Raw genomic sequence first — 14,321 nt, forward strand, 5'->3', positions numbered from 1 at the left:
AACGCCGCACACGCGCCCGCCAGGCCTGGCGCAGCGCGGGATGCGACGGGCATGTAGTATTCGCCTTCGCGCCTTTCCTTACAAGCGCGCAACTACGTAAGCCGTCTACGTAATAATACGTAGCCCGTTGACTGGCTTTTTTCAACGATGAAACTCAAAGCAAAGATTGTGCTGCTTGCGATCGTGCCCTTTCTGGCGGCGATCGCGAGCATCGAGACCGGCGTGCGCCGCGAAGCGACGGCGTTAGCCGAGCGGCAGCACGCGACCACCCAGGCCGCCTACATGGCCAGCAAGGAGGTCGAGCTCAAGCACTATGTCGAGCTCGCGACCACCGCGATCGCGCCGCTCTACGAAGCCGGCGGCGCCAACGCGCGCGACAACGCGCTGCTGCGCACGCGCGCGCTCGCGGTGCTCGAGAAGATGAATTTCGGCGAGGACGGCTACTTCTTCGTGTACGACCTGCACGGCCGCACGCTGATGCATCCGCGCGAGCCGGATCTGGTGGGCCGGGATCTATGGTCGTTGCGTGACAGCCACGGCGCGCCGACGATCCAGCAGCTACTCGCCGCGGCCGCGCGCGGCGGCGGCTACGTGCGCTATCTGTGGCACCGGCCGTCGACCGGCAAGGAGGAGTCGAAACTCGGCTACGTGGTGCCGCTCGAACGCTGGGGCTGGATGCTCGGCACCGGCATCTATCTCGACGACGTCGACACGGCGCTCGCGCATATCGACGAGGAGGCTGCGGCCAATATCGATCGCACGATGAAGTGGATCGACGCGATCGCCGTGGCCGGCCTCGCGGTCATTGCGTTGTGCGCCCTCGTGCTGAACGTGACCGAATATCGCAGCGCCGACGCGAAGCTGAAGCGGCTCGCGCAGCAGGTCGTCGAGTCGCAGGAAAACGAGCGTGCACGCCTGTCGCGCGAACTGCACGACGGCATCAGCCAGATGATGGTGTCCGTGAAGCTGCTGCTCGAATCGGCGCTCGCGCGGCTCGAACGCGGCGACGCGCGCGTGCCCGCCGCCGAGGCCGCGTTGTCCACCGGACTCACGCGGCTCGGCGATACGCTGCGCGAAGTCCGGCGCATTTCTCATGCGCTGCGTCCGTCGATGCTCGACGATCTCGGCGTCGCCGCCGCGCTCGAACAACTGACGCGCGAACTCGGCGACGAGTCCGGCATCGCGATCGGCTTCACGCAGATCGCGCACACGCATGCGGCCACGCTGCCCGATACGGTCAACACCGTGCTGTTTCGTATCGCTCAGGAAGCGCTGACGAACATCGTGCGGCACGCGCAGGCGTCGAGCGCGGCGCTTGCGCTCGAAGTGTCGCGCGACGCGGTCACGCTGACGATCTCCGACAACGGCCGCGGCTTCGACGTGGCCGACGCATTCGTCGGCGGACTCGAAGGTGTCGGTCTACGCAACATGCGCGAACGGCTCGAAGCGCTCGGCGGCACGCTGTCGCTGAACTCGGAGCCGGGACACACCGCCGTTACCGCGCGCGTGCCGCTGCCAACGACGCACGCCACGATGCCGCCCCTGCAGGAATTCTCGTCATGAACGACACGGCCTCTCCTTCCATCGCGCGTCTGCTGCTCGTCGACGATCATCCGCTCGTGCGCGACGGTCTGCGCGCACGGCTCGAAGCAGTGCGCCACTTCGAAGTGGTCGGCGAAGCGGGCGACGCGCAGGAAGCGCTCGCTGTGGCCGAACGACAGGCGCCGCATCTGGCGCTAATGGATGTCGGCATGAAAAGCGGCATGAACGGCATTGCGTTGGCAGGCCTTTTTCACGAGCGCTTTCCGGCGATTCGCGTGCTGATGCTGTCGATGCACGACAACCTCGAATACGTGACCCAGGCGGTGCGCGCGGGCGCGAGCGGCTATGTGCTGAAGGATTCGCCGGCGCTCGAGATCATTCAGGCAATTGGCGCGGTACTCGACGGCAAGACGTTCTTCAGCGCGGAGATTAGCGCCCGACTGATCCAGGCGTCGGCGACGCAATCGCCAGTCGAACGTTTGACGCCGCGCGAGCGCGATATTCTCGATGCGCTTGCCGAGGGACTGTCGAGCAAGCAGATCGCGCAGCGCAACGATCTGTCGGTGCGAACCGTGGAGACGCACCGGCTGAATCTGAAGCGCAAGCTCGATATCGAAGGGCAGGCGGAGTTGATCAAGTTCGCGGTCGAGAATCGGCGCAACAAGCGTTGAGGTTCGCTGGCGCGCGATAATGAGCCGGTCCACACCTGGGGCGACCACAGCATGAAACGCGTGTTCGAACTGAGTCTCGCCAGCCTGATGCTTTGCGTGGCCGCGGCTCGCGTTTATGGCGAACCGGCGCGCGTCAATCGCGGCCACGATCCATTCATACAGATCTCCAAAGCTGTCGCCGATTGCCCGACGCCGCTCGGCCCGTTCGAAACCGAAAAGGAATGGCTCGACGATAGCCATTACCGGATTGAACGCGGCAATAGCTGCTGGATCGAAGGCCGTTGCCGTTTGCCGAACGCGTATCTGTACGACGCGGAAATCGCGGACAGCGTGCAACGGCGTCTCGCGAATCTGAACGTCGCGACGCACTGGCGCGAGCAATCGACGCTATGGCTGACGCTGCAACGCCGCTTCATCTACGTCGAAGGTTGCGTCGCGCCGGGCTTCGACAAAAAGACCTTCCTGAACGAACTGGCCAAAACGGCGGACGTCGAGCGCGTAATCGACAATACGATCACCGATCCTCACGCCACTCAGTTGCCGTACCGCACGCAGGCGGACCCTGATAAGCCCGTGCTCAATCGGGGCAATTAACTCGGCAACTGGCGATGTTTTCGCCTCTGGCATTTGTTGTCTGCTATATCGGCAAACGTCGATAGCAACGCAGAAATCGTTCGTTTGGCCTCGATAACGTCATTGCTAACATCAGCGGCCCTACCCTACGGTCCGCAATAACAATGACAACTCCTCGATTTCGCCGTACCAGCTATCGCACTTCATTGCGTCTCGGCGTGATCGGCGCCGCTGTCGCGAGCCTCGTCACGCTCGCCTCGTGCGGCGAAGACAACCTGCCGGCCGCGTCCGCCGCGTCGAATGCCGCGCCGGTCGTCGCGCAAAAGCGGCCGAACATTCTCTACATCATGGCCGATGACCTCGGCTATTCCGACATCCACGCGTTCGGCGGCGAAATCAACACACCCAATCTCGATGCGCTGGTGCAAAGCGGCCGCATCCTGACGAATCACCACACGGGCACCGTCTGCGCGATCACGCGTTCGATGCTGATCTCGGGCACCGATCACCATCTGGTCGGCGAGGGCACGATGGGCGTGCCGACCGACGAGCGCAAAGGACTGCCGGGATACGAAGGCTATCTGAACGATCGCGCGCTATCGGTTGCGCAGTTGCTGAAGGACGGCGGCTATCACACGTACATGGCCGGCAAGTGGCACATCGGCTCGGGCATCGTCGGCAGCGCGACGGGCAGCGGGCAGACGCCGGACCAATGGGGCTTCGAGCACAGCTACGCGCTGCTCGGCGGCGCCGCGTCCAATCACTTCGCGCACGAACTGGCCGGCTCGAAGAACTACACCGAAGACGGCAAGTACGTGCAGCCGGGCCAGCCTGGGCAACCGGGCGGCGCGGGCGGCAGCCCAGCCGTGTTCTACTCGACCGACTTCTACACGCAGCGGCTGATCTCCTATATCGATTCGAACAAGGGCGACGGCAAGCCGTTCTTCGCGTACGCAGCCTATACGTCACCACACTGGCCGCTGCAAGTGCCCGATCCTTATCTGCACAACTACGTCGGCAAATACGATGCCGGTTATGACGCGATCCGCGATGCACGGATCGCCCGGCAGAAAGCGCTCGGCATCATTCCACAGGACTTCGTGCCGTACGGCGGCGCATCGGAGACGCTGGCCGCGAGCCCGGCGACCGCGAACAACGGCACCACGAACGCGAAATACGTGAGCGCCGTACACAGCGCCGTGCAGGGCTACACCGACTACGGCCCCGGCTATGTGAACAAGAAGTGGGACAGCCTGTCGCCGGCCGAGAAGAAAGCGCAGGCACGCTACATGGAAATCTACGCGGGCATGGTCGAGAACCTCGATCACAACATCGGCCTCTTGATCCAGCATCTGAAGGACATCGGCGAATACGACAACACGTTCATCGTGTTCCAGTCGGATAACGGCGCGGAGGGTTGGCCGATCGATTCCGGCGCGGACCCGACCGCCACCGACACCGCGAACGCGGCCGATCCGACCTACTCGCAACTCGGCACCGACAACGGCAAGCAGAACGCGCAACGTCTGCAATACGGCTTGCGTTGGGCCGAAGTCAGCGCGACGCCGTTCCGCCTGACCAAGGGTTATTCGGGCGAAGGCGGCGTGTCGACACCGTTGATCGTGCATCTGCCGGGCCAGACTTCGCAAAAGCCGACGTTGCGTGAATTCACGCACGTGACGGACAACACCGCGACGTTCCTCGCGGTCGCGCAGATCGCGCCGCCGACCACGCCCGCGCCCGCGCTGATCAACACGCTGACCGGCGTCGATCAGAACAAGGGCAAGGTGGTCTACAACAACCGCTATGTGTATCCGATCACCGGAAGATCTCTGCTGCCGCAACTCGAAGATCAGAGCACGGCGCCCGTGCATAGTGCGTCGTTCGGCGACGAGGCCTACGGCCGCGGTTATCTGCGCAGCGCCGACGGCCGCTGGAAAGCTCTGTGGACCGAACCGCCGCTCGGCCCCGTCGACGGTCACTGGCAGCTGTACGACATGAGCGCCGATCGCGGCGAAACGCAGGACGTGTCCGCGCAGAACCCGTCGATCATCGATGGTCTCGTGCAGCAGTGGAACGACTATATGACGAGCGTCGGCGGTGTCGAGCCGTTGCGTCCGCGCGGCTACTACTGAGCACACGATGGCGCTTTCATTCAAGCTCAAAGGCGGCGTGGCGCTCTATGGCGCATACGCCGCGATCGCGGCGGCCGCATTCGCCGCCGCGTTTGCCGCGCCGTCCATCGGTGTGGCGAGCGCGGCGGTATTCGGCGGCGGCCTGTCCAGCGCATTCGACAGCCTCAACCGCTCGCGCCCGCTCGCCGCGCTCGGCTCCGAGCAGCAATGCGAGCGATACTCTGGGGTGCCTGCGCGCTGGCGCGACGACCCGCATGCCGGCATGGTGCATCTGCATGGTGGCGACTTCGTGTTCGGCAGCAAGCTCGGTTACGAAGACGAGCGCCCGGCCGGCAACGGCAAGACGCACGTTGCCGGCTTCTGGATCGACCAGACCGACGTCACGAATGCGCAGTTCGCCGCGTTCGTGCGCGCGACCGGCTACGTCAGCGATGCGGAGCGCCAGGGCGGTGCGGTCGTTTTTCACACGCCGACACGCGAGGAAATGAACGCGCGCGATCTCGCGTGGTGGAGTTGGGTCAAAGGGGCCGCGTGGAATCATCCGAGCGGCCCCGGCAGCAATCTCGACGGCCTCATGAATCAACCGGTGACGATGGTCACGCAGGCCGATGCGCTCGCCTACGCACACTGGCTCGGCCGCGATCTGCCGACCGAAGCCGAATGGGAATACGCGGGCAAAGCCGGCCATGAAAGCGCGGATCTCGACACCGCGCCGCGCGACGCGAACGGCAAGCCGAGCGCGAACTACTGGCAAGGCGTGTTTCCGGTGCTCAACACCAGTGAGGATGGTCATGCCGGCCTGTCACCGGTCGGCTGCTATGCGGCGAACGACTTCAGGCTTTACGACATGATCGGCAATGCGTGGGAATGGACCAAGGACGTGTACAGCGGTCCGCACCAATCGCATACGAACGGCGATACCGCGGCCGTGGCGCCGCTCAGTCGCCGACACGATACGCCGATGGTCATCAAGGGCGGCTCGTTCCTGTGCTCGCGCGACTATTGCGTCAGGTATCGCGCGGCGTCGCGCGAGCAGCAGGAAGCCGATTTGCCGGCTTCGCATATCGGCTTTCGCACGGTGTCGAGGGATCGGTCATGAAGCGATATGCGATTGCCGCGCTTGCGTTCGCGGTGTTGACTGCCTGGCTGCCCGAACCCGCGTACGCCGCCGCGCAGACCATCAAAGTCGGGGTGAGTTCGGGGGCGCAAGCGGAAATCATGAACGAAGTGCGCCGCGTCGCCGCGACCGAGGGCCTCGCGCTCGACATCGTGGTGTTCGATCAGCCGTCGCGGATCGACGCGGCGCTCGTCGCGAAACAGATCGACGTCGCGAGCTTCGAAGACGAGCCCGCGCTCGACGCGCAGCGCAAACAGCATGGCTATGCACTGACGAGCGTGGCCACGACCGTCACGTTTCCGGTCGCGCTCTACTCGCGCAAGCTGACGAATCTCGTGCAATTGCAGCGCCGCGCGACGATTGCGATACCCGACGACCCCGCCGGCACCGCACGCGCGCTGATCCTTCTGCAAAACGAAACGCTGCTGACGTTCCGCGACAGCGCGGGCCTGCACGCGACGCTCGCCGACATCACGAGCAACCGCCTCCATCTGAAGATTCGCCAGGTGCCGCGCGCGCGCCTGTACGACTCGTTGGACAGCGTCGCGTTCGCCGTGATCGACAGCGACACGGCGGCGCGCTCAGGTCTTCGCCCCGCTCGCGACGGCCTCAGTCTCGAAGACGCGCGCTCGCCGTATGCAAACGTGCTGACCGTGCGCGACAGCGATCGCCAGCACCCATGGGTCGCGCAACTGGTCGCCGCCTATCATTCGAACGACGTCGCGCATTTCATCCTCACGCGTTATCAGGACTCGGTGCGTCGGCCGTGGTGAACACGTTTTCGTTTTCCTGCTCCGCGTGCGGTCGATGCTGCAACAGTCCACCGTCGATGACGCTGGCGGAGTTGTTTCGCCATCCCGACCGGTTTATCGGCTGCATTGCGATTGGACGCGTGGCGCGCAGGCGGCCCGGCGAACGGCTGCGCGTCGGCCGGCATGAAGCCGTGCTCGACGAAGCCGACTGCGCGGCGTTCGAAGTGCTCGCCGATACGCTGCTGTATCGCGCGGGCGATACCTTCAGCATCGTCGCGCAGGGCTTCGACTATCCGTCGCTCGCGCGCTGCCCTGCTCTCGCGGACGACGGACGCTGCGCGATTCATCTGCAAGGCAAGCCGCTGACCTGCGAAGTGGTGCCGCTCGACCCGCTAGTGCCGGACAGCCTGCAACATCTGGTGCTGGCCGAACGCGGCTCCAGCGCCATCTATGTCGGCAGCGCATGCATACAGGAAGGCAAACGCGACGATGCGGCGTTGCTGGTCGACGAAGGCCGCATTGCCGATCCGCACGCTAAAGATGCGCTCGCGCGGCGGCGTCGTGCGTTAGAACAGGAGCGCGCAATCTGGACGCAAGCCGTATTCGAAGCGTTGCGCTCCGACCTGTTCGATTCACCCGCCGCGCTGGCACGCATCCCCGCGGGCGGTTTTCTGACGATCTCGCTCGTGCCGGCACTGCTAAGCGTCGCGGCGGCATCGTCGCGCTGCCGCGAACTGTGCATCGACTACATCGACAGCCAGTTGGCGTTGATCGAACGCAGCATCGTGCAAGCGCTCACACGACGCCGGCTCGACGATCGTCCGGTCACGCAGCAACTGCGCGGCTTTGCCAATGCGTATCGACATGCGAAAGCGCGCCTCGTCGATGCGGCCGCCATCGAGCAACACAATGGCACGCAGGCTTTGCGCCCCGACATCGAAGCGTATCTGAGCGGCGCCGTTCACTGATCCGTCGGCGCATCGACACTTTCTATTCAGCTATTCAAAGCTGCGTGTCCAGCAGCCGTACGAACTTTTCGACGACCTTCTCGGTAAACGAACGTCGCGTCCATGCTTCGAGCGTGATGCGCTTCGACTTCGCGATGTCGTCGTTGAACGCGGCGGTCTGCTGTCTGGCGAAAGCGCGGTCGTAGATATTCAGGTTTGCTTCGTCGTTCAGCTTGAACGAGCGGTTATCGAAGTTCGTCGAGCCGACCGACACCAGGTACTCGTCGACCACCAGCAACTTGCAATGGAACATGGTCGGCTGGTACTCGTAGATCTCGACGCCCGCTTTCAATAGATCGCCCCAGCATGCCCGCGACGCTTCTCGCACCGTGTGCGTATCGATGCGTTTGCCCGGCGTGACGATCTGTACTTTGACGCCGCGTTTCGCGGCTTCAACGATCGCGTTGATGGTGAGCTTGTCGGGCACGAAATACGCGCTCGCAAGCTGCAAACTGCGCGTCGCGGCAGTGATGGCCATCAGATACATCAGTTGCATGTCGTCGCTGCCGCCCGACGGCGAACTGCTGAACATATTCGCAAAACCCTCGCCCTCTCCTTTCGGCTCGGCGTCGATGTGCGGGAAATACCTGGGACCGTGCAAGACGTTGCCGGTCGCCTTGATCCAGTTATCCATGAAGACGGCCTGCATATGGGCGACCGCCGGACCGGTCAAGCGGAAATGCGTATCGCGCCAATGCTTTTCGTCCTGCGCATGGCCGGTCCACTCCGGTGCAATGCCGACCCCGCCCGTAAAACCGATCCGGCCGTCGATCACCAATAGTTTCCGGTGCGTACGATCGTTCATGCGACCGAGTCCGGTCCAATGCGGTTTGTGAAACTTGACCACTTCGGCGCCGGCCTCGCGCAGCAGTTGCAGATAGCGCCGATCCATTTTCGAACAACCGACCCAATCGAGCAGGACATGCACGGCGATGCCTTCACGCGCCTTATCGGCAAGCGCACGCGCAATCTGCTCGCCGATCTCGCCAGACCAGTAAATGAACGTTTCAAATGTGATGGTTTCGCGCGCCGACCGAATGCCTTCGAGCATCGACGGAAAGATCTGGTCGCCGTTGAGCAGCATCTCGAAGCGATTACCCGGCACCACGGGCGGACCGAGCAATAGACCCATCGAGCGGAGGAATTGCGGATCTTCGCTCTTATAGAGCCGCTCGATCTTATGTTCTATTTTCTTCTCGCCGCTCGACAGATTGGCGATCACGAGAACGATCACCAGCGTGACGAACGCGGTAATAGCAATGGTCAGCATGCATGGCCTCGATGGCAGGCGGCGGGACACGGCATGCGCATCCCTCGTCCGACGGGAAAGAGCCGGACTCGTGCCCGGCTCTCACGATCCTCAGGTCATGCACGGCGCGTGCCCGCATCGGGACCGCGCCTTGCTTTCCGGTTCCAACGCGTTATCTGACCAAAGCAAATGCCTCGCGTCTGGCTATTTCGCCCGCGCCGAATACGCCGATGACCGTATAGTCCGAAGCCACGCATTCGAACGTCGATGCCCGAAACGTAATGACGAAATGCCGCCGCGCCGGTGACTCGGCAGCAATCGCGATCGGATCAGTCGTCACGGCGGCAATCTCCGCGCACAACGACGAATTGACGATTTCATGCACCGCGTAGCCAGTGAGACCTTGCGCCGCGAGCGGATGAATGGCGAGAGCGTCATCGCCCGGCGGCCCGAGACGATGAAACACGGCGTCGGCGAACAATACCGCGCAAAAAGGATCGTCGTCGGGATCGAATGGCCCGAACCGTTCAAAGTCCGACTCCGCGATCGGATAAGTGAGGATTACACGGCGATCGCTGGCAACGATGAATGGTTCGGCGGCATCGGCTGCCGGATGAGGAACGGAGTCCAGCAGGAAGACCTGATCTTCCTGCCGGGATGCATCGAACGTGCTAACCATCTACTTCACGGCTCCGCGGCTATTACGCGCCTGCTTGCGTCTCGGGCGTTTGCGGAGCCGCCGCGACGGGGGCGGCCGTGCTCTTTGCAGCAGCCTTGCGGGCCGGTGCTTTTCTTGCCATCTTCACAGCGCTTTTGCGGCCAGCGGTTTTCTTCACCGCGGCTTTCCGGCTTGCCGGCGTTGCCTTTCCGGCTGCGGTCTTTTTCACGGCCGTCTTGCGCGTTGCTTTTTTCGCCACTGCTTTTTTCGCCGTGGTCTTCTTGCCTACCGCGCTTGCGGTCGCTTTCGCCTGGCCGCTCTTTGCCGCCGTTTTCACCGCTTTCGGAGCGGCAGCCGCGCTCGTGCCATCGATCAGGAATTTGCTGCGATCCTTAACGGAAGCAAGCCATGCCGGCGCCGGACCGCGTCCGCTCCACGTCGCGCCGGTTTTCGGATCCAGGTACTTCGGCGGCTGGGCGCCTTTCGGCTGACCTTTGCCGCGCTTAGCGGCGGGAGTAGCCGCGGCTTTGCTTGCGCTCGCAGCGTCGATCAGGAACACCGTGCGGTCCTTCGCGCCGGCGATCCAGCCAGGCGCGCGGCCGTGACCCGTCCAGGTCGCGCCGGTTTTATGGTCGCGGTACTTCGCCGGCGTTGCCGACCTGGCGGCTTTGCTCACGCCAGCAGGTCTTCCCCGGCCCGTACCCGTATTGCCATTCAGACCTCGCGCGGAGCGTCGTGCCTTTGCCTGTGCTTCGATATCGGCAGTCGTCAGACCGTGCTTGAGCATCAACTCGCGAATCTGATCGACCGCGGCCTGTGCTTTTCTGGCAATGAGAACGTCAGCTTGCGCCTGGAGCTTCTTAAGCTTTGCTTGGATTTGCTCTAACGAAGGCATTTGATTGCTCCTTATGTGGTAATCGTCGAACTATGCCATGAATGACGGAAGAAAGGCAGTCTATTGACCTATCCTGAGCTTCAATACATCGATACCAGCGCCGATGCAGCCTTCAAATAACAAAGCTTTCAGGTTTTCTAGCGGGTCATCGAAGATTTCTTCCTTTTCCTTCCCTCGTGATTCTTCTTTTTCGTTTCGGTTCCACCACTCAGATCGGTGTAAAAACGACGACCTGGCGATCGGCAATGTACCTCACACTCCGTATAAAGCGGTAGTGTTGACCGTCCGCCGTTATCCGGTTCAGGCCCACGCGGGTCAGTAGCAGCATTTCATCTGCCTGGGAAGCATCGACGACACCGGAATCCGTTAAATCCTCCAATGCACCGGATGGATTTCCGACATAAACGCTGCGCGCCTGCTTGCCGATCCGCATGACGACCACGCTTTTTCCCTCGTCGAGCGCCAATTCGAGAAAGCTCGCGAGCGTACGCAACGACTCCGGTGTGCAAGTCCTGGTCTGATAGATCGCTGCATTCGATGGCGTCATTTGTGTTTTCCCGTCATCGGCATCGACGGCAAAAGCGCGCCGTCATGCTTTCTGGCTTTAGTCGCTTCTACTATAGCCCGGCATTTGAATATTCAAAGGAGAGTAGCCCACTTTTTATTTGAAAACGGTCTTTTTTTGGCGAACCGCTATAGCGAACCGATTCAAGCGTGTGCGAAACATCAGTGACGATGCCTGCAAAGCCCCCGGCTCCGGTAACTTGCCGTTACCGATCTTGCAGCACCTGTTGCTCCTGCTCTGCGCAGGTCCATTTACACTTGGTATCCGTGCCCAGCGGCGGATGCCGAGCCAATAGAGAGTCCTTTGTCAGCCGCCAGCCTCGCGGCGGCTATTGAAAAAGACGCCGGGCCACCCTAACTTCGATCCACTCAAACACGATGGTACTTACAATGAAAGCTGACTTTATTCGGACCGCCCTCGGGGCACTGGCAGTCTCGTTGGTAATGGCAAGCACCGCGAACGCGGCCGGTTGCCTGAAAGGAGCGGTAGTGGGCGGCGTCGCCGGACACTATGCGGGACATCATGCGGTGGTCGGCGCGGTCGGCGGCTGTATCGTCGGACGGCATGTGGCCAAAAAGCACGCCGAAGAACAGCAGGCAGCGACTCAGGCCGCGCCACATCAGCAAGCCAAAATGCAGTAACTGGCGCCCCGCTCCATTCACTCAGGCAATGCGTAATCCGCGCGCGGGCAAGATCTCCTGGGTAGTCACGAAACGATGCTGTTTGACCGCGTCGTGAAAGAGGCGGTAGTCGCTCTTCTCGAAGGCGGTCGTCCACTCCGGTCTGTCCCCGGTGTCGTCATCGCACAACAAACCGGTGGCCTGGTACTTCCACGAACCGTGTCCTTTCGCGATATAGCCGGGCACGGGTTCTTTCAAACCCGGAATACGGCCGGCATTCACCCATTCGCAAACGGTTCTCAGACGCAGGTTGTCGTCGGGTTCGCGGTTCGTATCGAGCAGTCGGGTCAGTGCGTCTTTGACGTCGTCCGGGATGCCGGGCTGGTTTTCGAAATCTTCGCGTCCGGCCAGATAAGCTCGCACGACACGACAACTCATGTCCGCCGCCTGCACGAAATCCGGCAAATTGTGTCGTGAGATGAAGTGATTGCAGCCGTCGATGTAATGCCAGCGTGCCCACGGCTGGTCGGGATAATGCAACGCGGCGCCGTGGCCGACCGGCAACGCGATCGTCAGAACGTCCGTCTCGACGCGCTCGATCAGATGCGCAACCGCCAGTTCCAGGCTCGCGAGCCAGCCTTTGCGCGTGCAATCCTGCGCTTCGAGAAGATGCACGCGATTCCACGGACTTTCGATGCCCGCGAATCCCTGGTGCGCCCAGGTATCGACATACGTATGAAGCGTCACGCCGAGCCGGTGCAACGCGGTCTCCGAATCGCGCTGCCGGATCGCGCGCCGCACGACTTCGCGCGCGACTTCACTGTCGGGCCGGCAAACCGCCTTTTCCTCGAGACTGTCACCCACCCCAGCCGGCAGAAAATGGAACGGCGCCCACACGAGCCGATTCTGGTCGTTCTCGGTATTGGCGTAATCGAATAACTTGTGCGCGGTCGCGAATCGCTCGAATGTCTCGCCGCCTTTGAACCGCAGTATTCCGTTCGTCGTTGCGTCGTCGACGTATTGGCAGGCATGCGCGACGGTTTGCGCATCGCCGGCCGTCATGCCGCCGACGCGCGCGGCAATGTAGACCACGCCGTAATGGAAGTCGATGTTCATGGCAGGCGCTCCTGGCGCGCATAATCACGGCCGGTCTGTGGCCGGCGATAGGGCGAGACGAATACAGGGATCTGCGCGTGAGTAGATAGTAGACGAACGAGCTGCACTCGCCTTGAAATAACATGCGTATTGGGCGTGTTCTTCCACGTTCGCGCCACGCTACTATTCGGGCTACTGAAGGAAAACGCCGGCCGCGCCAGCGAGATCCAACCCGCCGGCACAGCAAGCCGACGGGCAACGAGGCGGAAAGCGTAACCCGGCCCGACCGGCGCCGGTCAGGTCAAATGTGTAACGGAAAGACGATTGTTCCAGTGCTGGTTCAGATACTCGAGCGCGAACATCCGGTGACAATGATGTGGTAAATGTTCACTGCAAAGCAGGCAGCCCGATTCAAATAGCGCGATATCCAGATTGCTTTCCACACGGCGGCGCGCGATGAGGTCGAGATATTCCTCGCGAAAGTTCTCCCAGCTCAGTTGCTTGCCCTGGTAGCGTTTGAGCAATTCCGGCTCGGGAGCCAACTCCGGAATTTCCACGTACGCCGCATTGCACAACTGCTCGAGAAAGAAAGGCAGATCCTGCTTTTTCGCAAAACCCGCCAGCTGCGACGTGTTGTTGAGGCGAATGTCGAGCACCGTGCGCACTTGGGCCTCTTTCAACAAACCGAAGAACTTCTGGGCGCTCTTGCCGGTAAAACCAATGCTCGCCACCTGTACGGTACCTTTGTCACGTTTCATCGTGAATCCCCTTGGCGGGCCATTCGGCGCCCATAAAAAAGCCTCGCTGCGATTGGCGCAGCGAGGCTCGGTGGCAGTGCATCTTTAGCGCCGCTCGCGCGCTTTACTTGACGATGTCGACCAGTTCGACTTCGAAGGTCAGATCGGTATTCGGCGGAATCGGGCCGACGCCGCGATCGCCATATGCGGTCGCCGCCGGGCACGTGAGTCGCGCCTTGCCGCCGACTTTCATCTTCTGCACGCCTTGCGTCCAGCACGGAATCACGCGATTGAGCGGGAACGTGGCCGGGCCGCCATGCTTGGCCGAGCTATCGAATTCGGTGCCGTTGGGCAGCGTGCCGCGGTAGTTGACTTTTACCACGTCGGTCGCGGACGGCTGCGGGCCCGTGCCTTGCGTCAGATGTTCGACGATGACGCCGGACGGCAGCTTCTCCGTGGTCGGCGCGGCAGCCATCGCGGTTGAGGACAGCACGGCTGCGGCCAGCAAAGCAACGAGTGATTTCAAAGCAAATCTCCAATGGGGTAGTCCGTTTGATTGTAACGGATCGGGTGTCGGCCGAGGCTCCCAAATACTGCCGGATGCCGCGGGTCGTTGCGCGCCTGTCACGAACTTCGCTGAACCGCCGCGCGAGCCCGCGGTCCACATGAACATCCGGCGCGAGTCGCCGGCACGCGAATCCGCCG

Annotated in this window: 15 protein-coding genes; 8 read left to right on the forward strand and 7 right to left on the reverse strand. The window is 62.2% G+C overall.

The features are described from left to right. Positions 1-147: 147 nt before the first annotated feature. The 7 genes from G5S42_RS09985 to G5S42_RS10015 all read left to right on the forward strand — a co-directional run bounded on the left by G5S42_RS09985 (position 148) and on the right by G5S42_RS10015 (position 7,758). Positions 148-1,563, forward strand: coding sequence for a cache domain-containing protein (locus G5S42_RS09985; RefSeq protein ID WP_176106598.1), 1,416 nt, complete (start codon positions 148-150; stop codon positions 1,561-1,563). Further along, positions 1,560-2,213 (forward strand): response regulator, encoded by a 654-nt coding sequence (locus tag G5S42_RS09990; RefSeq protein ID WP_176106599.1) that lies wholly within the window; start codon positions 1,560-1,562, stop codon positions 2,211-2,213. The genes G5S42_RS09985 and G5S42_RS09990 overlap by 4 nt, the downstream gene beginning before the upstream one ends. 51 nt (positions 2,214-2,264) lie before the next feature. Next, the gene (locus tag G5S42_RS09995; RefSeq protein ID WP_176106600.1) at positions 2,265-2,807 is read left to right on the forward strand and encodes a hypothetical protein; all 543 of its coding nucleotides are present in this window, start codon (positions 2,265-2,267) and stop codon (positions 2,805-2,807) included. Positions 2,808-2,950: 143 nt separating this feature from the next. Next, a complete protein-coding gene (locus tag G5S42_RS10000) occupies positions 2,951-4,921 on the forward strand; it encodes an arylsulfatase (protein ID WP_176106601.1) in 1,971 nt (656 codons plus the stop codon). Between the two features lie 7 nt (positions 4,922-4,928). Then, entirely contained in the window at positions 4,929-6,020 is a 1,092-nt protein-coding gene (locus G5S42_RS10005) for a formylglycine-generating enzyme family protein (protein ID WP_176106602.1), read from the forward strand. Continuing rightward, on the forward strand, positions 6,017-6,811 hold the full coding sequence (locus tag G5S42_RS10010; protein ID WP_176106603.1) for a MetQ/NlpA family lipoprotein: 795 nt from the start codon (positions 6,017-6,019) through the stop codon (positions 6,809-6,811). The genes G5S42_RS10005 and G5S42_RS10010 overlap by 4 nt, the downstream gene beginning before the upstream one ends. Positions 6,812-6,867: 56 nt before the next feature. Next, on the forward strand, positions 6,868-7,758 hold the full coding sequence (locus G5S42_RS10015; RefSeq protein WP_217709878.1) for a hypothetical protein: 891 nt from the start codon (positions 6,868-6,870) through the stop codon (positions 7,756-7,758). Between the two features lie 34 nt (positions 7,759-7,792). Here G5S42_RS10015 and cls read toward each other — a convergent pair whose 3' ends face one another. The 4 genes from cls to G5S42_RS10035 all read right to left on the reverse strand — a co-directional run bounded on the left by cls (position 7,793) and on the right by G5S42_RS10035 (position 11,146). Next, on the reverse strand, positions 7,793-9,067 hold the full coding sequence (cls, locus tag G5S42_RS10020; protein WP_176106605.1) for a cardiolipin synthase: 1,275 nt from the start codon (positions 9,065-9,067) through the stop codon (positions 7,793-7,795). Between the two features lie 151 nt (positions 9,068-9,218). Then, positions 9,219-9,725 (reverse strand): hypothetical protein, encoded by a 507-nt coding sequence (locus G5S42_RS10025; RefSeq protein ID WP_176106606.1) that lies wholly within the window; start codon positions 9,723-9,725, stop codon positions 9,219-9,221. Positions 9,726-9,747: 22 nt separating this feature from the next. Continuing rightward, a complete protein-coding gene (locus G5S42_RS10030; protein WP_176106607.1) occupies positions 9,748-10,599 on the reverse strand; it encodes an H-NS histone family protein in 852 nt (283 codons plus the stop codon). Between the two features lie 208 nt (positions 10,600-10,807). Continuing rightward, complete coding sequence (locus G5S42_RS10035; protein WP_176106608.1) at positions 10,808-11,146, reverse strand: hypothetical protein; 339 nt, start codon at positions 11,144-11,146, stop codon at positions 10,808-10,810. Positions 11,147-11,553: 407 nt separating this feature from the next. Between G5S42_RS10035 and G5S42_RS10040 the strand changes: the two genes are divergently transcribed. Next, a complete protein-coding gene (locus G5S42_RS10040; RefSeq protein WP_246391917.1) occupies positions 11,554-11,805 on the forward strand; it encodes a hypothetical protein in 252 nt (83 codons plus the stop codon). Between the two features lie 21 nt (positions 11,806-11,826). Here the strand turns inward: G5S42_RS10040 and G5S42_RS10045 are convergent, their stop codons facing one another. The 3 genes from G5S42_RS10045 to G5S42_RS10055 form a co-directional block, all read right to left on the reverse strand. Further along, a complete protein-coding gene (locus G5S42_RS10045) occupies positions 11,827-12,900 on the reverse strand; it encodes a DUF6765 family protein (protein WP_176106610.1) in 1,074 nt (357 codons plus the stop codon). Between the two features lie 275 nt (positions 12,901-13,175). Continuing rightward, entirely contained in the window at positions 13,176-13,637 is a 462-nt protein-coding gene (locus G5S42_RS10050; protein ID WP_176106611.1) for a DUF488 domain-containing protein, read from the reverse strand. 103 nt (positions 13,638-13,740) lie between these two features. Continuing rightward, a complete protein-coding gene (locus G5S42_RS10055; protein WP_373685682.1) occupies positions 13,741-14,091 on the reverse strand; it encodes an FKBP-type peptidyl-prolyl cis-trans isomerase in 351 nt (116 codons plus the stop codon). Positions 14,092-14,321 lie beyond the last annotated feature (230 nt).

Source organism: Paraburkholderia youngii (assembly GCF_013366925.1).
Classification (GTDB): Bacteria; Pseudomonadota; Gammaproteobacteria; order Burkholderiales; family Burkholderiaceae; genus Paraburkholderia; species Paraburkholderia youngii.